The 18,435-nt window shown below is 58.7% G+C and carries 20 protein-coding genes; 10 read left to right on the top strand and 10 right to left on the bottom strand.

Annotated features, from left to right (window positions below; all coding sequences use genetic code 11):
• The first annotated feature begins 12 nt into the window (after positions 1-12).
• Entirely contained in the window at positions 13-234 is a 222-nt protein-coding gene (locus EPD60_RS09140) for a hypothetical protein (protein ID WP_131449013.1), read from the top strand.
• A 164-nt stretch (positions 235-398) separates the two neighbouring features.
• Here EPD60_RS09140 and EPD60_RS09135 read toward each other — a convergent pair whose 3' ends face one another.
• The 4 genes from EPD60_RS09135 to EPD60_RS09120 form a co-directional block, all read right to left on the bottom strand.
• The gene (locus EPD60_RS09135) at positions 399-806 is read right to left on the bottom strand and encodes a hypothetical protein (protein WP_131449011.1); all 408 of its coding nucleotides are present in this window, start codon (positions 804-806) and stop codon (positions 399-401) included.
• Positions 807-875: 69 nt separating this feature from the next.
• The gene (locus tag EPD60_RS09130) at positions 876-1,565 is read right to left on the bottom strand and encodes a hypothetical protein (RefSeq protein ID WP_131449009.1); all 690 of its coding nucleotides are present in this window, start codon (positions 1,563-1,565) and stop codon (positions 876-878) included.
• A gap of 34 nt (positions 1,566-1,599) precedes the next feature.
• Complete coding sequence (locus EPD60_RS09125; protein WP_131449007.1) at positions 1,600-2,154, bottom strand: RNA polymerase sigma factor; 555 nt, start codon at positions 2,152-2,154, stop codon at positions 1,600-1,602.
• Between the two features lie 217 nt (positions 2,155-2,371).
• Positions 2,372-3,283 carry a hypothetical protein gene (locus EPD60_RS09120; protein WP_131449005.1) on the bottom strand — a complete coding sequence of 304 codons (912 nt, stop codon included), beginning with the start codon at positions 3,281-3,283 and terminating at the stop codon, positions 2,372-2,374.
• A gap of 335 nt (positions 3,284-3,618) precedes the next feature.
• Between EPD60_RS09120 and EPD60_RS09115 the strand changes: the two genes are divergently transcribed.
• The 7 genes from EPD60_RS09115 to EPD60_RS09085 all read left to right on the top strand — a co-directional run bounded on the left by EPD60_RS09115 (position 3,619) and on the right by EPD60_RS09085 (position 12,437).
• The gene (locus EPD60_RS09115) at positions 3,619-4,398 is read left to right on the top strand and encodes a class D beta-lactamase (RefSeq protein ID WP_131449003.1); all 780 of its coding nucleotides are present in this window, start codon (positions 3,619-3,621) and stop codon (positions 4,396-4,398) included.
• A 162-nt stretch (positions 4,399-4,560) separates the two neighbouring features.
• On the top strand, positions 4,561-5,598 hold the full coding sequence (locus tag EPD60_RS09110) for a VWA domain-containing protein (protein WP_131449001.1): 1,038 nt from the start codon (positions 4,561-4,563) through the stop codon (positions 5,596-5,598).
• Complete coding sequence (locus EPD60_RS09105; RefSeq protein WP_131448999.1) at positions 5,595-6,137, top strand: tetratricopeptide repeat protein; 543 nt, start codon at positions 5,595-5,597, stop codon at positions 6,135-6,137. Before EPD60_RS09110 ends, EPD60_RS09105 begins: the two co-directional genes overlap by 4 nt.
• Positions 6,138-6,753: 616 nt before the next feature.
• Complete coding sequence (ispG, locus tag EPD60_RS09100; protein ID WP_131448997.1) at positions 6,754-8,844, top strand: (E)-4-hydroxy-3-methylbut-2-enyl-diphosphate synthase; 2,091 nt, start codon at positions 6,754-6,756, stop codon at positions 8,842-8,844.
• 68 nt (positions 8,845-8,912) lie between these two features.
• On the top strand, positions 8,913-9,632 hold the full coding sequence (locus tag EPD60_RS09095) for a lysoplasmalogenase (RefSeq protein WP_131448995.1): 720 nt from the start codon (positions 8,913-8,915) through the stop codon (positions 9,630-9,632).
• Between the two features lie 238 nt (positions 9,633-9,870).
• Positions 9,871-11,469, top strand: a complete 1,599-nt coding sequence (gene nadB, locus EPD60_RS09090) for an L-aspartate oxidase (RefSeq protein WP_131448993.1) — start codon at positions 9,871-9,873, stop codon at positions 11,467-11,469.
• Positions 11,469-12,437, top strand: coding sequence for a lysophospholipid acyltransferase family protein (locus tag EPD60_RS09085; RefSeq protein WP_317126060.1), 969 nt, complete (start codon positions 11,469-11,471; stop codon positions 12,435-12,437). The genes nadB and EPD60_RS09085 overlap by 1 nt, the downstream gene beginning before the upstream one ends.
• A gap of 167 nt (positions 12,438-12,604) precedes the next feature.
• On the opposite strand, the gene EPD60_RS09080 is transcribed toward EPD60_RS09085, so the two are convergent.
• The 5 genes from EPD60_RS09080 to EPD60_RS09060 form a co-directional block, all read right to left on the bottom strand.
• A complete protein-coding gene (locus EPD60_RS09080; protein ID WP_131448989.1) occupies positions 12,605-12,895 on the bottom strand; it encodes a hypothetical protein in 291 nt (96 codons plus the stop codon).
• A gap of 458 nt (positions 12,896-13,353) precedes the next feature.
• Entirely contained in the window at positions 13,354-14,766 is a 1,413-nt protein-coding gene (locus EPD60_RS09075) for an MBL fold metallo-hydrolase (protein ID WP_131448987.1), read from the bottom strand.
• A gap of 109 nt (positions 14,767-14,875) precedes the next feature.
• Positions 14,876-15,208 carry an ArsR/SmtB family transcription factor gene (locus tag EPD60_RS09070; protein ID WP_131448985.1) on the bottom strand — a complete coding sequence of 111 codons (333 nt, stop codon included), beginning with the start codon at positions 15,206-15,208 and terminating at the stop codon, positions 14,876-14,878.
• An 87-nt stretch (positions 15,209-15,295) separates the two neighbouring features.
• Entirely contained in the window at positions 15,296-15,967 is a 672-nt protein-coding gene (gene tsaB / locus EPD60_RS09065; protein ID WP_131448983.1) for a tRNA (adenosine(37)-N6)-threonylcarbamoyltransferase complex dimerization subunit type 1 TsaB, read from the bottom strand.
• 161 nt (positions 15,968-16,128) lie between these two features.
• Positions 16,129-16,395, bottom strand: a complete 267-nt coding sequence (locus EPD60_RS09060; RefSeq protein ID WP_207896585.1) for a hypothetical protein — start codon at positions 16,393-16,395, stop codon at positions 16,129-16,131.
• 185 nt (positions 16,396-16,580) lie between these two features.
• On the opposite strand from EPD60_RS09060, the gene EPD60_RS09055 reads away from it, so the two are divergent.
• Positions 16,581-16,802, top strand: a complete 222-nt coding sequence (locus tag EPD60_RS09055) for a hypothetical protein (protein ID WP_131448981.1) — start codon at positions 16,581-16,583, stop codon at positions 16,800-16,802.
• 51 nt (positions 16,803-16,853) lie between these two features.
• Here the strand turns inward: EPD60_RS09055 and EPD60_RS09050 are convergent, their stop codons facing one another.
• Positions 16,854-17,669 carry an N-acetylmuramoyl-L-alanine amidase gene (locus EPD60_RS09050; protein ID WP_131448979.1) on the bottom strand — a complete coding sequence of 272 codons (816 nt, stop codon included), beginning with the start codon at positions 17,667-17,669 and terminating at the stop codon, positions 16,854-16,856.
• Positions 17,670-17,781: 112 nt separating this feature from the next.
• On the opposite strand from EPD60_RS09050, the gene EPD60_RS09045 reads away from it, so the two are divergent.
• Positions 17,782-18,357 (top strand): type 1 glutamine amidotransferase domain-containing protein, encoded by a 576-nt coding sequence (locus tag EPD60_RS09045; RefSeq protein WP_131448977.1) that lies wholly within the window; start codon positions 17,782-17,784, stop codon positions 18,355-18,357.
• The last annotated feature ends 78 nt before the right edge of the window (positions 18,358-18,435 follow it).

Genomic DNA, 18,435 nt, shown 5'->3' with positions numbered 1-18,435 from the left:
ACCGGATGGCTTTTGCATCCCCTTTATCCCGGCATTGAGAAATTAGGGCTGCCCGGAAATCTTAAAAATTTTTTAAAAAAAGTGAAAAAAATGCCGGCCGGAGACGCCGTTTGCCCCCCTGCGGGCAGGTTCGGAACGCTGGGCTGCCCAGGAACGACAACGTACAAAGCCGGTAAAAAATTGCGTTGGAAGGCCGGAACGGATGAAAATGAAGCGGGGGAAACTGTTCGCTAAAACCCTTGCCGGGCTTGACTTTGGAGCGATGAGCTCGTACAGGAAATGTGAAGGAAATGCTAAAAAAGAAAAAAGGCCTGCCCTAAAAAGAGCCGGCCGTTGCTAACCTATGAAAAACACCAATTCCAAATATAGGAGAAATTGTCTTTCGTAGCAACGGCCGGTTAAAATCTTTTTCCCGTGCGGTCGTTATCGAGCCGGTTCTGCATCCGTTCTTCCCGGATGCGCTTTACCTCATCCACGAAGTCGTGCTCGTACACGAAGATGTCGTTCGAGCGCTTTTCGCCCATGATGGGACGAAACTGGTCGCGGTAGCGGAGGCGGAGGTCTACGATCTTTTGCTGCAGCACGAGGCGGTCGCCGCGGTATTGCTGGTTGATGGAGCGGAGCTCGTTGAAATAGCTGATGAAAACCGGCGTAAAACGCTCCGATTCGGCGCGGGTAAGGCTGAGGCGGTTCTGCAGGTATTCGCGCATGCGCTCCCGGATCCGTTCGCCCGGGCCACCCGGCTGGGCGCTCGCCGTGGAGGCGAGACTCAGGGAGAAGATTAATATGTAGATAAAGCGTTTCATGGCAATGAGCGGGTATTTAACCGTTACACACAAAAATCATTCACGAACCCGGCAAAGCTAGTTCGATTCTCAATTGAAGCCGTGCAGCGACTCGTCGGTGGGCACCTGGTCGAGGAAAGCCTCCATTTCCGTGTCGCTTACGTCGTGGAGTAGCTGGCCCACCTCCGTTTTGGGGCGCTGTGCCAGCTCCAGCCCTGCGGCGGGTTCCGTGGTCTGGATAAAGGCGTCCAGGTCGCCGTCGGGAACGCCGGTGAGGCGTTTCTCCACCCAGGCCTTGGGGTTGGCTTCCAGGCTCTGCGCGGGGCGGGTATACAGCCAGCCGCCGATGGCCATCGCGGCAGCCACCACAGCGGCAGAGGCGATGCGCATCCAGCGTACCGGGCGCATCCGCACCACCCTGGCTTTGGGCGCCACCCGGTCCAGCAGGGCCTGCGGCAGGCTTTCGAAGTAGCCGGCAGGCACCGTGTAGGGCAGCTCGCGCGTCCAGTTGGCGGGCAGTTCGGCTTCGGCCGGCAGCACCGGCGCTTCGAAGTAGCCCTGCGGCACTGCAAACGGCATCTTTTTGGGGATGCCGGCCAGCAGCGGCGACAGCTCTTCCAGCTCGGCGGCAGCCGCCTCGCGGCGGATGCGGGCCAGCACCGTGGCGGCGAAGGATTCAAAATAACCCGCCGGCACGGCATAGGGCGGCGCCACCAGGTTTCCCGGGAGGGAAATACCGGCTGCGCTGAGCTCCTGAATGATATGCTGGCGTGTTTTCATAATCCCTGTTGAGACGTTCCGAAGGCCTTGAAGTTTAATGGTTCCGGATATAATCCTCTATTTTTTTGGCCGCATGGTGATAGCTCGCCTTGAGGGCGCCCTCGCTGGTTTCGAGCACCCGGCTCATCTCCTCGTAGGGCATTTCGTCGTAATAGCGGAGCGTAAACACGATGCGTTGTTTTTCCGGCAGCTGCTGGATCGCCAGCTGGAGTTTCCACTCGAGCTTGTTGGCGTCGAAGCCGGTTTCGGCGCGCACGCGGTTTTCAAGGCCGCTCTGCACATCGTCGAAGGATACCGAGGAGCGCTTCTTCTGCTGCTCCAAAAAGGTGAGGCATTCGTTGGTGGCGATGCGGTACAGCCAGGTGTACAGCTGCGACTCTTCCTTGAAGTTCTCGAGCGCATTCCACACGCGGATGAACACGTTCTGGAGCACGTCGTTGGCGTCGTCGTGGCTCACCACCATGCGGCGCACATGCCAGTACAGGCGCTCCTGGTACTTGCGGATGAGCGTGGTATAGGCCGCCTCGCGGGTGGCGGGCTCGCGGAACTGCCGGAGCAGCTCGGCGTCTTCTGGTGCGGTGAAAGCCATTGCGGCAAAGAAAGGCAATGAATATCGAATAATGAATAACGAAAAGTGAATATCGAAGAAGGGAAATATTCAACAATCAATGCTCAAGGCACAAGGTTTGGTTCGGCTCATTTGAAAATTGAACATTGAATATTGAACATGAAACATGCAAAAACCCGCCTCACGGCGGGTTTTACTATTTCAGATTTCGATATTCCCTGATCGGCATTCGAAATTCTTACAGGATCCGCGGCAGCATCCCCCGGATCCCCATATCCTGCACCTTTTCTCCCTTGGTGGGTTCCCAGAGACCGTTGTGCACCACCTCGCGCCATTCGAAGCTTTTGTTGGTGGAAAGCGATACTTCCACGGTCATGTTCTGCGTTTCGTCGCCGCGGATGACGAGCTTGCCGGGCGAGAAAGCCGCGGTGACCACGCAGGATCCTGCGGGCACGGGCGAGGAAGTAAAGATCGGGTTGACCACCGTGGTGGCACCGGCGGGCGCCGTGGCCGAGTCGAGCACGGGGAAGGTGAGGCCGCCGTAACGCACCGAGCTTTCAAAGCCCCAGAAGCCCTGCGGGCGGTTGCCGTTGACGGTGATCGTGCGCTCTTTTACCGGGAAGGATTTGATGTAGTTGTTGAAGCCGATAAAGCCGGCCACGGTTCCGAAAAACTCCTGGCGGATGGCGGTGCCGGCGATGACGGTGTCGAGGTAGTATTTGACATCGAAATTCTGGTAGGCCAGTGAGAGGCGGAGGAACTCGTATTCGCCCGGCGGCAGGTCTTTGATGGGCATGGAGAAGAAGCCCTGGTGGGCACCGACGATGGTGCTTTGTTCCACATCGATGGCGTTGGCGCCGCCGGCAGTGGTTTCGGGTGCGCGGTACAGCACGGTGCCCGAGCCGAGGGCGGTAAAGGCCGAAGGTGCCAGCTCGATGTAGTGCGCGCTGATGCTGTTGAACACCGGGCTTTGCGCCGCATTACCCACGGCCATGCCGGTGGGCTGGCCTATGTTGTTGAGGCGCGCCTGGGTGCTGTCGAACTTAAAGACGAACGTGATGGTGGCCCGGTCTTCGGCGGTGACATTCTTCTTGCAGGAAGTAGCGAAAAGCACACCGGCAACCAGCAGCACGGGAACGATGAAACGCATGGAGCTCTTAAGTTTTGGTGGGATAAAGATGGCGAAAAGGTGGGATATGGGCAGGCGGAAAACGCGGAAAACACGGAAGTATTGCCTTTGGTGTCGCTTTGCGCGACGGGCTTTGCCCGTCATTGCGAGCGGAGCGAAGCAAACTCCCCGACTTGAAGACTGACTGTAGCCGGTAAGAGTTTCAACGCGCAACTCGTTTCGGCTACATCCACTCTGCGTAAATCCGGAGTTTGCTTCGCTCCGCTCGCAATGACAGCTACGCTGTCGCTCCGCGACCTACCATCCTTCGATATTCGTTATTCAATATTCGCAATTCTTCACGGACCTTTGCGGCCATGCGCACCATTCTCGCTTTTGCCACCGCCACCATTATGCTGGCCGGCTGCTCCACCAACAACGTCACCACCGACGATTCGCTCGGTCAATATTTCTCGAAAAACAACGCCACCGGCACCTTTGCCGTGATGAACAATGCCGACGGCCAGTTCGTGCTCTACAACCTGGCCCGCTACCGCGACTCCGCCTACGCGCCCGCCCAGACCTTCGACATCGTCTCCGGCCTCGCAGGCCTGCAAACCGGCGCCCTCGCCAGCGACACGGCCCGCCTCCCCGTCGCCTGCGGGGCCGACGCCAACCCTACCTTCAGCGCCGCCTTCCAGGGCGACTGCGCGCCCTTCTTCGCCGAGCTCGCCCGCCGCATCGGCCACGACACGCTCCAGCGCTGGACCGACTCCCTCGGCTACGGCAGCCGCAAGCTCGCCCCCGGCGACAGCGCCGCCTTCGACGGCTCCCTCCGCGTGAAAGCCGACGAGCAGCTCGGTCTTGTCAAGCGCCTTTACTTCAACCAGCTTCCCTTTTTCAAACTGAACCAGGAGCTGGTGAAAAAAGCGATGCAGCGCGAAAACACCAGTAAATACCGTCTTGCCTGGAAGTCGGGCGAAACCCGCGGCTCCGCCGGCACCCTCGTATGGTACACCGGCTGGGTAGAGGAAAACAACCACCCCTACTTCTTCGCCATGAACTTCCACACCGAAAAACCCAATGCCCGCGCCACCGGCCTCGGTATGCTCAAAGAGATGCTCCAGCACCTGGGCTACCTGGAAGGGAAGAAATAATGCGGTAATGTGATAATGCGGTAATGTGGTAATGTGGTAATAATCTGAGGTTCTGATACCAAATAGAAGCCGCTTCCCGGGAAGCGGCTTCTATTTACCGCATTATCACATTACCGCATTACCGCATTAAGTTTTTGGTCTGATATTTACAGAAACGCGGCTATGGAGCTTCCCTTCGACATTCAATTCGAACGCCCCTGGGCGCTGTATGCGCTGGCAATGCTGCCGGTGCTGCTGCTCTTGTACGGGCTGTACCTGCGGCGGCGGCGGCTCGCGCTGCTCGAGCTGGGTACGCCGGAGATGCGCGCACGCCTTCTCCCCGGCTACACGCGGCACCGCAAATCGCTGCGTTTTGCCCTCGCCCTCACGGCCCTGGCGCTCGGCATCATCGCCTTTGCCAACCCGCGGCGCCCCTCGGGCGGCGACCTCGAAGCCCGCACGGGCATCGACCACGTGTTTGCCCTCGACGTAAGCAACTCCATGCTCGCCACCGACGTAGCCCCCTCGCGCCTGCAGGCCGCCAAAAGCCTGATGCTCCAGCTGCTCAAGGCACGCCGCAACGACCGCGTGGCCCTCATCGTCTTCGCCGGCCACGCCTATGCCCAGCTGCCCCTCACCTACGATGCCAGCGCGGCGCGCCTCTTTATCGAGTCGGCCAACCCGGGCCAGGTGGCCGGGCAAGGCACCGCTATCGGTGAAGCCCTCAACCAGTGCGGCCTTGCCTTTGGCAAAGAGGGCGGCCGTTACCGCACCGTTACCCTCCTCACCGACGGCGAAACCCACGACGAGGAAGCCCTCAAGGCCGCCCAGGACCTCAGCGACCAGGGCGTGATGATCAACACCGTCGGCATCGGCTCGCCCGCCGGCACCACCATCATCGACCCCGCCACCAAAGGCCTCAAGAAAGACGAGGCCGGCAACACCGTCATCTCGCGCCTCAACCAGCCGCTGCTGCAGCAGATCGCCGCCACCGGCAAGGGCCGCTACGTGCTGCTCAACGAACCCAACGGCGCGGCCGCCCAGCTGCAGGCCCAGCTGTCGACGGTGAAAAGCACCACGCTCATCGACAAACGCCTCCTCAGCTACGAAACCTTTTACTTCTGGCTCGTCGGCCCCATGCTGGGACTGCTGGCCATCGAAGCCTTTATTCCCGAGCGCCGGAAGGTCCGTGCCGCCAAACCCAAAAAAGTAAAGAAATGAGGATCCTCCCGCTGCTCCTCCTGCTCCTGGCCACCCTCGGCGCCGGCGCCCAGCAGGACGCCATCCGCGCCGGCAATGCCGCCTACCGCAACGGCGACTGGACGATGGCCGAAAGCCAGTACCGCCGCGCCGGCGAAAACCCGGTGGCGCAGTACAACCTCGCCAATGCCCTCATCAAACAAAACCGCTACGACGAGGCCCTGGCCATCCTGGCACCCCTCACCCTCGCCGGCGACGCATCGCTGCGCGAAAAAGCCTTTTACAATACCGGGGTCGTCTACTCCAAGCAAAAAGCCATCGAGCAAAGCATCGACGCCTATAAGTCGGCCCTGCGCCTCGCCCCCTACGACAAGGAAGCCCGCGACAACCTCCAAAAAGCCCTCTCCGAGCTGAAGCAGGGCGGCGGCGGTGGCGGCGGACAGGACAAGAACAGCTCCAACGCCGACAAAAAGCTCAAAGACCTCCAGGACAAGGAACGCAAGCTCCAGCAGGCCCGGCAGGATAAGGGCGGGGGGAATAAACAGAGTAAGGACTGGTAGCGAAAGTAGTAATGCGGTAATGTGATAATGCGGTAATGCGCTGAAGGGCTTTCAGAAAACCTCCACCATCCCCGGGACTACTTCCAATCACTCCAAGTACACTTTCAACTACCCTAAGACGTGTGTCAGTTGCTCCGAGATGGCTTCCAGCCGGTAAAAGCGTCAGGACAACTGCGCTAAAGTGGGTGACAGGTGCTCCGAGACACCTGCCATTCGGTAAAAGTGTCAGGCAGACTGTTCTAAGACGGTCGCCGGTTCGAAAAAGTGACCAATCAGGTAGTAAACGGCACTGTAAGTTGCTCCAACGGCCCTGTAAAATGCAATAACGGCAGTGTAAACTGCCAGAACGGCCGTGTCAGCATCGAAAACGGTCATGTCAGTTGCAAAAACGATCATGTAGGTTTCGAAAACAGCACTGTTAATTGCGAAAACAACATTGTAAGTTGAAAGAACGGCAGTGTCAGTTGCTCCGACGATACAGTAAAATGCAGGAACGGCAGCGTACGCGGCACCGAAACCCCATAACCGCATTACCACATTACCACATTACCGCATTAACTTATTCCCCTTTAGCACATTACCCCATTAGCACATTAGCACATTACCTTTGTGTTCCATGCAGTATTACACCGAATCCCTCACTTCCTATAAGCGCCTGAAGACCCGCCCCGTGCGCATCGGCGACCTTTGGATCGGCGGCCACCACCCCATCCGCGTGCAGACGATGACCACCACCGACACGATGGACACGCTGGCCACCGTGGAGCAGACGATCCGCTGCATCGAGGCCGGCGCCGAGCTCGTGCGCATCACCGCACCGTCGAAGAAGGAGGCCGAAAACCTGAAGGCCATCCGCGACGAGCTGCACCGCCGGGGCTACAACACCCCGCTGGTGGCGGATATCCACTTCACGCCCAACGCCGCCGAGATCGCGGCCCGCATCGTGGAGAAGGTGCGCGTAAACCCGGGCAACTACGTGGACAAGAAGAAGTTCGAGACCATTGATTATACCGACGCCGAATATGCCACCGAGATCGACCGCATCCGCGAGCGTTTTACACCGCTGGTGCGCATCTGCAAAGAGCACGGCACCGCCATGCGCATCGGCACCAACCACGGCTCCCTCTCCGACCGCATCATGAGCCGCTACGGCGACACGCCCATGGGTATGGTGGAGAGCGCCATGGAATTTCTCCGCATCGCCCGCGCCGAAGACTACCACCAGGTGGTGCTGTCGATGAAGAGCAGCAACCCGCAGGTGATGGTGCAGGCCTACCGCCTCCTCATCCGCCAGATGCAGGAGGAGTTCGGCGAATGCTACCCGCTGCACCTGGGCGTCACGGAGGCCGGCGACGGCGAGGAAGGCCGCATCAAGAGCGCTATCGGCATCGGCACCCTGCTGGAAGACGGCATCGGCGATACCATCCGCGTGTCGCTGACGGAGGACCCGGAGCTGGAGATACCTGTTTGCAAGGATCTGGTGAAACGATACACCGTGCAAGAGCCACCCCCGGCCCCTCCCGAAGGGAGGGGTGAAGCATCCCTTCCCCTTGGGAAGGGGCTGGGGGATGGGTCTGGAGGTCTGACGTACGATCCATACTCTTATAAACGAAGAGCATCCTTCGCCGTCACCCATATCGGCGGCCACAACGTGCCCGTCGTCATCGCCGACCTGAGCAAGCTCGCGGCCATCGCGCCCGCCGACCTGCGGCATGTCGGCTATAGCTACAACGAGGCTACCGACAAATGGGCCATCGCCGATACGGCGGCCGACTTCATCTTCACCGGCCACCTGCCCATCGGCTTCGCGCTGCCGGGCACGCTGCGCGTGATTCAATACCCCGCCACCTGGGAGCAGACCATCGAGCAACACGCCATCGAAGCCGAAGACGTGCTCGAAAAATATTTTCCCATCTTCGACGATGCTGGCTTTGCATCGGCCATGGCGAAGAGCGCCACGCTCAACTTCGTGATGCTCGACGCGCACAACGACGGTGAACTATCGCCGCACCTCGAAGCCATCGCCAACGATCCTTCGGTGGTATTGTGCGTCAGCAGCACCAATAAGAACGCGGTGCAGTCGGTGCGCCGGCTCGTGGTGGATCTTGACCTGAAAGGCGTGCGCAATCCCGTCGTTCTCATCACCGACTCCAACTGGCAAACGGCCGACGAGCACCTCGTACACTTCGGTGTGGAAGCCGGTGCGCTGCTGCTCGACGGCATCGGCGATGGCATCTGCCTGGGCATGAGCGCAGCATCGTATGCAGTGTTCGATCAGTACAACACACTCTCGGGCCGCAGGTATACAACCGGCGCCGACAGCGCCGAACGCTTTCTCAACCATACCGCCTTTTCGATCCTGCAGGCCACGCGCACGCGGATCTCGAAGACCGAATACATCTCCTGTCCCTCCTGCGGCCGCACGCTCTTTGACCTCCAGGAAACGACCGCGAAGATCCGCGCCGTCACCAACCACCTGAAGGGCGTCAAGATCGCCATCATGGGTTGCATCGTGAACGGTCCGGGCGAGATGGCCGACGCCGACTTCGGGTATGTGGGTTCCGGCCCGGGCAAGATCACGCTCTACCAGGGCAGGGAAGTGGTGAAGCGCAACGTGCCCAGCGAAGTGGCCGTGGAAGAACTCATCAACCTGCTGAAGGAAGCGGGGGCCTGGGTGGAGCCGGCGGGAGTGATGTCGGATGTCTGAAGCCGGATGTCTGATTTGCAGTAGCCCGTAATTTTATTTTATCTATATCCGACATCGGAGATCAAAAAATGAAAAAGACCTACTGGATCCTCTTCTACCTCATCGCCCTTGTCACCGACGGGGTGTTCATTTACATGCAGGATGAAAGCCTGCGGGTGTTCAGCAAGACGGCCCTGATGCTCACCCTGCTGCTGATGGTGAAGTATACCACGCCAAAGGGCAGCTCGCGCATCAAGAGCCTGCTCTTCACCGCGCTCGCGGCTTCGCTTCTGGGTGATGTGCTGCTGTTGTTCGAAGTGCGCTCGCCCGACTTTTTCCTCGGGGGGATCGGTGCCTTCCTGGTGGCGCAGCTGGCCTACGCACTTGCCTTCAACCACCTGCGTGTGCTCAAGGGAATCGCCTTCCGCCTGGTGGCGCTGGTGCCGGTGGTCGCGTATTATGTATGCCTCATCGCGTTGCTGTGGGAGCACCTGGGAGCGCTGCGCGTGCCGGTGCTGGTGTATGGCGCCGTCATCAGCATGATGCTGGCCATGGCCCTGCAACTCGCCCGCCTCAAAAACCGGCGCTCGGCGCTGCTCATCTTCGGAGGCGCGCTGCTATTTGTCGTGTCCGACTCCACGCTGGCCCTCAACCGGTTTTACGAGCCCTTCCGTGGCGCCGGCCTCGTGGTCATGGGCACTTACGGCTTTGCCCAGCTGCTGCTCACCCTCGGCCTGCTCAATCATGCCGCCCCGCCACCCGTGAAGCGGAAGAGCGAAGAGGCGATGCGGATGGAGCTGCTCAATTGAATAGCGAATATCGATCAGGGAATATCGAAATTCGAGTGGCAAAGCCCCGACGGTACCCGTCGGGGCTTTGCGTATCAAATGATCAATAATCAATGTTCAATATTCAATTTTCAAGTGATGGCTCCCCTGCCTTGAGCATTGAACATTGAATATTGAATATTTCTTCCCCTTCAACTTTCGGAGTTCCTTGATCGATATTCGATATTCAACTCCGTCCGGCCAGTAAATTCGTGCACGTATGCAAACCGACTTCCTCGTCATTGGCTCCGGCATCGCGGGCCTTACCTATGCCCTCAAGGTGGCGCAGCACTTCCCCGACCGGCAGGTGACCATCATCACCAAGGCCGCGGCCGATGAGACCAATACCAAGTACGCGCAGGGCGGCATCGCCGTGGTGAACGACAACGAGCACGACTCCTTCGAAAAGCATATCCAGGATACGCTCATCGCCGGCGACGGGCTCTGCAACCCCGAAGTGGTGGAGCTCGTGGTGAAGGAAGGCCCCGCGCGCGTGCAGGAAATCATCGACTGGGGCGCCCAGTTTGACAAGGACGCCGAAGGCTCCTACAAGCTGGGGCGCGAGGGCGGCCACTCCGAGTACCGCATCCTGCACTACAAAGACGTTACGGGCAAGGAGATGGAGCGCGCGCTGCTGACCGCCGTTGAGAACACACCCAACATCAGCATCATCAAGCACTGCTTCGTGGTCGACATCATCACGCAGCACCACCTCGGCTACCTCGTTACCAAGAGCACCCCGGACAGCTGCTGCTACGGCGTGTACGTGCTCAACATGCAAACGAACCGCATCGAGAAGATCCTCGCGCAGCTTACCCTGCTGGCCACCGGCGGCAACGGGCAGGTATACCGCACCACCACCAACCCCGCCATCGCCACCGGCGACGGCGTGGCCATGGTGTACCGCGCCAAGGGCCGCATCGAGAACATGGAGTTCATCCAGTTTCACCCCACCGCGCTCTACGAGGCCGGCAAGCGCGGGCAGGCCTTCCTCATCACCGAGGCCGTGCGCGGCGACGGCGGCATCCTGCGCAACAGCAAGGGCGAAGCCTTCATGGAGCGCTACGACGCGCGCCGCGACCTCGCCCCGCGCGACATCGTGGCCCGCGCCATCGACAACGAAATGAAGATCGGCGGCACCGAGCACGTATGGCTCGACTGCCGCCATATGGACCTGGAAAAATTCAGGGAGCACTTCCCCAACATTTACGAGAAGTGCAAGGGCATGGGCATCGACGTGGCGGTGCAGATGATCCCCGTGGCGCCGGCAGCCCACTACAGCTGCGGCGGCATCAAAACCGACGAATGGGGCCGCTCCTCCATCCAGAACCTCTACGCCTGCGGCGAGTGTGCCTCCACCGGCCTCCACGGCGCCAACCGGCTGGCGAGCAACTCGCTGCTCGAAGCCATGGTGTTTGCCCACCGCTGCTACCTGGATGCGGTGGCGCGCATCGGCCAGCTGAAGCCCGCACCGCCCATCCCCGACTGGAATGCTTCGGGCACAGTGGAGCCCAAGGAGATGATCCTCATCACGCAAAGCCTCAAGGAACTGCAGCAGGTGATGAGCGACTACGTGGGCATCGTGCGCAACACCGTGCGCCTCGAGCGCGCCATGAAGCGCATCGACCTGCTGTTTGAAGAGACCGAGGAGCTGTACCGCAGCACCACCGTGTCGCCGCAGCTGCTCGAACTCCGCAACCTCATTACGGTGGGCTACCTGATCACCAAGGGCGCCTCCTTCCGCAAGGAAAGCCGCGGGCTGCACTACACCACTGATTTCCCCGAACATTCGGAGATCGTGCAGAATATCATTCTGTAATCTGGAATTTTACAATCTGGGATCTTAAGGTTCTGCATAGGCAAATTCCAGATCCGCAGATTCCAGATTTTTCGCGTCATCTTTGCCGCCCGATGTACTACGTGCTCTACGGCCTGCTTTACGTGCTCTCGCTGCTGCCGCTGCGGGTGCTCTACCTGCTCTCCGACCTGGGCTTCTTTATCGTGTACCACCTGCTCGGCTATCGCAAAGAGGTGGTGCTCGCCAACCTGCGCACCGCCTTTCCCCAAAAGACGGAGGAGGAGCGCGTGCGCATCGCCCGCCGCTTTTATTACAACTTCACCGACAACTTCATCGAGTCGATCAAGTTCATATCGGCGCCGCCGCGCTTTTTTGAGAAGCATTTTACGGGCGATTTTTCGCAGGTGCACGAGTTGTGGAAAGATGGCCGGCCGGTACATTTTCACGTCGGGCACAACTTCAACTGGGAGCTGGCGAACCTGGCGATGCCGCGACATCTCCCCGGCCAGCTGGTGGCGGTATATATGCCGCTGCATGCCCGCGCCGTTGACCGCCTCTTTTACAAGATCCGCAGCCGCTTTGGTACGAAGCTCGCCGCCGCTACCCGTCTTGGCGAGGATATGCTTCCCTTCCGCGGGCAGCAATACGTGTTTGCGCTCATCGCCGACCAGAGTCCGCCCGTGCCTTCAAAGGCCGTGTGGACACGCTTCTTCGGGCAGCCCACGGGCTTTATCCGCACACCCGAGGCAGCGGCCCGTCGCAACGACTACCCGGTTTTCTTCGCTCATTATACCAAGAAGAAACGCGGCTACTACGAGGCGCACGTGGAGCTCGCCACCGACCACCCGCGCCAACTGCCCGAAGGCGAGCTTACAAAGCGCTACGCCAACTTCCTTGAACGCGTCATGAGCGAGCACCCCGAACTGTGGCTCTGGAGTCACCGGAGGTGGAAGAAGGCATATAGCCCGGAATGGAAACTGGTGGAGTAGGCCGCCGAAATATTTGAATGCCGAAGGCGCCTGCGAGCGCGCCCAGCTTCATCCAGAACAGGTCGCCGAAAAGCGCGTCAGCGGCCGGCAGAAAGGCTAGAGCAGTCGGATCTTATGCAGCAGCGGCAACATCGTTCCGAAGAAAGCCGCCCGGTGAAAGGGCTTTGTTAAACCGGCGAGGCTTCTGCTGCGAAACCCTCCCAATCGCCCTGCGCCGGCACCTGCACCCATTCTTTCATGGGCCGGCCTTTACCGGAAGGATCGAAAAGCTGCGCGCCGGGAACCGCGAGCGCACGGGCATGGCCGGGGCCGGTAAGCTTGAAAACCATTTCATTCTGAAACAAACACAGGAAGGCTTTCCCCTCGCGTTTAAAACAAGGTTTGCCAAATAATTTCCCGGCTTCCGCGCCGGGCAGGGAGGCGCCGATGGCAGCAAATCGCGTTTCCTCGGGTGTCATGCGGCGAATGTAGGAAAGAGCGCCGGGCGCGTGTGTAAAAAAACCGGCGACGAAAAGTCATGATATGGATAAAAGAACTTAACGTTGTGCTAACAAAAAAGAAGTCCCCCGTGGAAACGGCGGACGTAACGATTGCTTGCTATATGAAAGAGTTGAATTAGGACGTAACGTTCACTGCTTGCTCTTTATCCATCCCCGGTTGCTTGCTCACTTTATCTTCTCTCGTACCGGTTGCTTGCTTTTCTTTTGCTAAAATAGTCCTGCTGATCACCGGCAGCAAGGCAATTTCAAATCGTTTTCACGATACCTAAACGGCTTACTCTACCGCAAAACCCGCTTCCACAGCGGGTTTTCGCATACTCAGCCACACTATCGCCAACGGGTTTCGCGGCCGCTGAAATTGCATGATTTGCATAAAAAAAGCTCCCGTTTCCGGGAGCTTTTCGCTTTCTTATTCTTTAGTTGAGCACGCTCTTTTCTTTTTCTGTAGCGATGCGCGGCTCTTTTTTGATGGCGTTCCAGCCGCCCAGCACATTGCGCAGATTGTGGATGCCCTGGCGCTTCATCAGCGAAGCGGCAATGACACTGCGGTAGCCGCCCTGGCAATGGATGTACAGGTTCTGCTCTTCCTCCAGGCTGGCCATGGTCGCCACATCGGTGAGGTCGGAGAGCGACAGGTTGATGGCGTTTTTCACATGGCCTTCGGCAAATTCGGAGGGCTTGCGTACGTCCACCACCACGATGTTTTCGTCGAAAGGCAGGTCCATGGCCAGTTCGTCTACGTCTACGTCGATGATGATGTCGAAAGATTCACCGGCCGCTTTCCAGCGCTCATAGCCGCCTTCGAGGTAACCGTCCACGTTGTGGAAGCCCACGCGCGCGAGGCGGATGAGGGCTTCGCGCTCCTTGCCGGGCTCGGTCACCAGGATCATCGATCCGGTGTAGGGCAGCAGCGATCCGGCCCACTCGGCAAAGCGGCCTTCGAGGCCTACAAACACGGAGCCGGGCACGAAGCCCTGCGTAAACTGTGCGGCGGGGCGGGTGTCGAGCACGAGGGCATCGTGCTCATCGATCGCCTTTTTCAGTTCCGTTACCGAAAGGGGGCGGAGGCCTTTTGCCAGGATCGCTTCCAGGTCGTCGTAGCCTTCCTTGTTGATGCGGGCGTTGATGGGGAAATATTGCGGGGGGGCGCTCAGCCCGTCGGTAACGGCCTTGATGAACTCGGCCTTCGTTTGCGGCTGCAGCGCATAGTTGTCGGCCTTTTGCGCGCCGATGGTACTGAAGGTTTCGGGTCCTAGGCTCTTGCCACAGGCCGAGCCCGGGCCGTGCGCCGGGTATACGATCACGTTGTCGGGACGGGTGAGGATGTGCTTGTGCAGGCTGTCGTACATCATGCCGGCCAGGTCTTCCATCGTAAGGTCCGCGCCTTTCTGGGCGAGGTCGGGACGACCTACGTCACCCACAAAAAGCGTATCGCCGGTGAAGATGCAATGCTCCTTGCCGTTGCCGTCCTTGAGCAGGTAGCAGCTCGACTCCAGTGTATGGCCGGGAGTATGCAGCACGGTGATGGTCAGCTCACCCACATGAAAGACTTCGCCGTCTTTGGCGATATGCACCGGGAGTTTCGTTTCGGTAGCGGGCCCATAAATGATCGTGGCACCGGTAGCCTTGGCCAGGTCGATATGACCCGACACGAAGTCGGCGTGGAAATGCGTTTCGAAGATGTATTTGATGGTGGCGCCGCGCTCCCGTGCCAGCTGCAGGTAGGCGTCGATATCGCGCAGGGGGTCCACGATGGCGGCTTCCCCGTTGCTTTCAATATAATAAGCGGCCTCGCTGAGGCAGCCGGTATACAGTTGCTGGATAAACATAGTCAGGCTTTGTACAAAGGTAGGCTGCAAGCGATCGTACGCCGGATGATTGATGTCAGGCGATTGTCATCCTTGGCGCCGCGGCTAAGCGGAACGCATAAGCGAAAGACTATTTTAACAGTTGCTGGGCGAACTGGTGCACCTGCACGAGGCGCTCCTCGTTGACGCTGTAATAAATGAACTTGCCTTCGCGGTTCGTTTGCACGAAGCCGGCTTTGCGCAGAATGGCGAGGTGCTGGGAAGCAACCGATTGCTCGAGACGCAGCTTCACGTAGATCTCCGTAACAGTGATCTCGCCCTTTTGCTGAATCAGTTTGAGAATCTGCTGGCGCAGTTTATGGTTGATGGCCCGCAGTACGAGGGCCGCCTTTTTTAAGGTAAGCACGTCAATCTTCAACTCCACATCCCCTTTCACCGGCTTTTCCACTAGAAGTTCGCTCATAAGTTTTGGTATCTGGCTTTCTTAATATCCCGCAAATGTATAGAACACATCCGTAAAAAACGATATCTGTTTCTACACCGCACCCACTCAGCCCGTTTTCGGCGGTACCGGGGTATAAAATTCCTTCCCGTAAAAGGGAACGGCATAGGCCAGGTCGGCGAAAGCGCCCGCCGCAAAAGCCGCGGATGCAAGCGGTGCCAGGTGACGGGCGTCGGCTTCCACCTCCGCAAAGCGGGCATTGGGGTGCGTTAGCAGCGGACGAAACTTGGCGCTGCCGTTGCCGAAAAAGGTGACCGGCCCTGCATCGAGCTGGGCGGAAAAAGAGTTTTCATCCAGGATGAAAGGGGCGGCGGGGACAAGCTCTTCAAGCTTTGAATTATAAACAGCGGCAAACACTTCCAGCCGGCGCGCGTCGATCATGGGGCAAAGCAGCCCGTCGGCAGGCGCCGCGGCGGCGGCCATCATCTTCAGGGTAGGCACCGTCAATAAGGGAATGCCGAGGGCATAGCAAAGCCCTTTGGCGGACGCCATACCTACGCGCAGGCCGGTATAGGAACCGGGTCCGGCGCTAACCGAAACAGCAGAAAGCTCATCGAGCCGGCGGCCGGCGCCCGTCATCAGGTCGCGGATGGCAGCCTGCAGCCAGGCCGCGCTGTCGCGCTGTGCCGGGTTGGCAGAGTACGCCAATACCTGGGCATCGTCAGACAAACAAACGGAGGCGCCCGTAACGGCAGTATCGATATGGAGCAGGAGCGGCACGCCGCAAAGCTAAAGAATACAAGAGAGGGAAGAGCAAATGAGTACATGATTACATGAATACATGATTTTAGAGGTGATGGGGGAATGTCATCTTTTTGCTTCCTGCCCTCCCTCATATAATCATGTACTCATGTAATCTCGAATCATGTAATCATCACTCTTTAAACATCCGTATCGGTGCGATAGGTCCGTGTCTCCCGGTGCACCGTGCCGCCGGGCCGGTCAATGGTTGAGCGGGCATCGTCGGCAGTGGTGCGGATGAGGCCGATGCCGGTGAAAAAGAAGATAGCACCCAACAGGCCATACACTACAAGCGTTTTGATCTGGCGGCCCGTGCCTTCCGTATTCATGAATAATACCGCGGCGTAGATAAGCCCGGCAATGCCGAGTATGGTCAGGATCACGCCGAATGTGCGCTTGACGTTCATAAAACTGTGTTTACCGGCAGGGGTACCAAAAAGGTGCCAACGGGAGAGAATTTTACGATGTCTGATGTCTGATGTCTGATTTGGCGCGCGGAATCACCCCTCTAAATCAGACATCAGACATCGGAGATCATCAGATTCTCTCTTGTGGCATCGGGTTTGGGGCACCTCCACCCAAAAGACTGGATATGAAAAAAGTACTCGGCTTTATGGCAGTCGCACTCTGCTTTGCCGACTGCCAGGACAAAGCGGGTGAGCGCACTTACAAACAGGAAGAAGTGACCAATCAGCCGCCCTCATCAGATCCCAACGACTTCAGCAACCATACGCTCGATACTTCCAGGGGTCATGCGCACGACAGCAGCACGGTGATCAGTTATGACACCTCTGCGAAAGCAAAACACAATTAGATCTCAGATCTCAGAGGTCGGATCTCAGATCTGCGATTTGACATCTGACAATTAAAGGAATTTCCGGTAAAGGGTATACAGCACTTTCTTCTCGCCCTCGTTCAGGGGGCCTTTGGCTTCCGACTGCAGGTATTTGCGGCGGAAGGTGCTGAAGACGGCGCTCGTATCGCGCAGGTCGTAGCCGATGATGCGGAGCGCGTCGAGGTGGTTGAAGCCGGCAGGCACCTGTGCCTGCGTCGTGTCGCCCCACCAGAGGCCGAAGCCCGCATCGGCAAAGCGCTTCCAGGGGAAGAGAATGCTCGGGTCGTTCTTGCGGGTGGGCGCCACATCGGCATGACCGATGAAGTTAGCCGCCGGGATATTGTACTTGCGCTTCAGGGTATCCAGCAGCTGCAGCGTAGCATTTAGCTGCGCCTCGCTGAAGGGCTCGAAGCCGTTGTTGTCGATCTCGATGCCGATTGATGCCGAGTTGACATCGGTAACGCCGGCCCAGCGCCCGGCGCCGGCATGCCAGGCGCGGAGATAATCGTTGAGCATATGGTGCACGATACCCTCGCGGCACACCACGTAGTGGGCGCTCACCTGGGTACGCTCGAGTGTAAAGGTGCGCAGGGTCGTGTCGCAGCTTCCCTGCGCGGTGTGATGAATCACCACGAAATTGGGCTTGCGCATATTGAAGTTGACTGTGCCGACCCAGGGCGTGGCCGTGGCCATCGTTTGGGTGGCCGGCGAGGACTTCAGGGTTTCGGCATAGCTCTTCGATTGCTTTTTGTATTTCTTATTGGCGGCGGCATAAGGGCCGCGGTTGCACTGGGTAAAGGCCAGCAGGCAGCCGGCGGCGAGCAGGGAAAAAATCGGGCGCTTCATGGGCAATTGTTGAAGAATGAAAGCCCGCATCCGCGCGTGCTTCCGGACAAAGATAGGGTTGCCGTTGCTGGTTCCATTTTTGTGCGATGAATGCATATCAAATTTCAATGCTATGCCCAAGTTGAATGGAAAGAAAGTAGCCGTGCTTACCGAAAACGGCTTTGAAGAAGTAGAGCTGACCAAACCGGTGGAAGCGCTGCGCGATGCCGGCGCGGAAGTGCACATCATTTCACCTCAGAAAAATAAGGTGAAGGCATGGAACCACGACCATTGGAGTATCGAGCTGCCCGTAGACAAAGCGCTCGACGATGCCAACCCCGAAGACTATGACGCACTGCTGCTGCCGGGCGGCGTGCTGAATCCCGACCAGCTGCGCACCAACCAGCGGGCCGTTGATTTCGCGCGGCACTTCCTGGAATATGGCAAGCCCCTGGCCGCCATCTGCCATGGCCCGCAGCTGCTCATCGAAACCGGCATGATCAGCACCCGCACGCTCACCTCCTACCCCTCGGTGCGCACCGACCTGGTAAATGCCGGCGCCCTGTGGCAGGATAAGGAAGTGGTGGTGGACAATGGCCTGGTGACGAGCCGCAGCCCCGATGACATCCCGGCCTTCAACAAGAAGCTGCTTGAGGAGATCGCGGAAGGCCGCCACGCTACTACCGGCCAATACACACAACACGATTAGGAGTGATCCGTATTCCTACGGAAGGCGGTCGCGGCAGCAGTGCCCCGACCGCTTTCATTTTTGGCGCGGATTCCGAAA

It is taken from the genome of Flaviaestuariibacter flavus, from assembly GCF_004337505.1.
Taxonomy (GTDB): Bacteria; Bacteroidota; Bacteroidia; order Chitinophagales; family Chitinophagaceae; genus Flavisolibacter; species Flavisolibacter flavus.
This window is presented reverse-complemented; position numbering and strand designations above follow the sequence as displayed.

Bases quoted from the DNA above. Each gene is read 5' to 3' on its own strand.
- EPD60_RS09135 (WP_131449011.1), bottom strand. From the start codon at position 806: ATGAAACGCTTTATCTACATATTAATCTTCTCCCTGAGTCTCGCCTCC.
- EPD60_RS09130 (WP_131449009.1), bottom strand. From the start codon at position 1,565: ATGAAAACACGCCAGCATATCATTCAGGAGCTCAGCGCAGCCGGTATT.
- EPD60_RS09125 (WP_131449007.1), bottom strand. From the start codon at position 2,154: ATGGCTTTCACCGCACCAGAAGACGCCGAGCTGCTCCGGCAGTTCCGC.
- EPD60_RS09120 (WP_131449005.1), bottom strand. From the start codon at position 3,283: ATGCGTTTCATCGTTCCCGTGCTGCTGGTTGCCGGTGTGCTTTTCGCT.
- EPD60_RS09115 (WP_131449003.1), top strand. From the start codon at position 3,619: ATGCGCACCATTCTCGCTTTTGCCACCGCCACCATTATGCTGGCCGGC.
- EPD60_RS09110 (WP_131449001.1), top strand. From the start codon at position 4,561: ATGGAGCTTCCCTTCGACATTCAATTCGAACGCCCCTGGGCGCTGTAT.
- EPD60_RS09105 (WP_131448999.1), top strand. From the start codon at position 5,595: ATGAGGATCCTCCCGCTGCTCCTCCTGCTCCTGGCCACCCTCGGCGCC.
- ispG (WP_131448997.1), top strand. From the start codon at position 6,754: ATGCAGTATTACACCGAATCCCTCACTTCCTATAAGCGCCTGAAGACC.
- EPD60_RS09095 (WP_131448995.1), top strand. From the start codon at position 8,913: ATGAAAAAGACCTACTGGATCCTCTTCTACCTCATCGCCCTTGTCACC.
- nadB (WP_131448993.1), top strand. From the start codon at position 9,871: ATGCAAACCGACTTCCTCGTCATTGGCTCCGGCATCGCGGGCCTTACC.
- EPD60_RS09080 (WP_131448989.1), bottom strand. From the start codon at position 12,895: ATGACACCCGAGGAAACGCGATTTGCTGCCATCGGCGCCTCCCTGCCC.
- EPD60_RS09075 (WP_131448987.1), bottom strand. From the start codon at position 14,766: ATGTTTATCCAGCAACTGTATACCGGCTGCCTCAGCGAGGCCGCTTAT.
- EPD60_RS09070 (WP_131448985.1), bottom strand. From the start codon at position 15,208: ATGAGCGAACTTCTAGTGGAAAAGCCGGTGAAAGGGGATGTGGAGTTG.
- EPD60_RS09060 (WP_207896585.1), bottom strand. From the start codon at position 16,395: ATGAACGTCAAGCGCACATTCGGCGTGATCCTGACCATACTCGGCATT.
- EPD60_RS09055 (WP_131448981.1), top strand. From the start codon at position 16,581: ATGAAAAAAGTACTCGGCTTTATGGCAGTCGCACTCTGCTTTGCCGAC.
- EPD60_RS09050 (WP_131448979.1), bottom strand. From the start codon at position 17,669: ATGAAGCGCCCGATTTTTTCCCTGCTCGCCGCCGGCTGCCTGCTGGCC.
- EPD60_RS09045 (WP_131448977.1), top strand. From the start codon at position 17,782: ATGCCCAAGTTGAATGGAAAGAAAGTAGCCGTGCTTACCGAAAACGGC.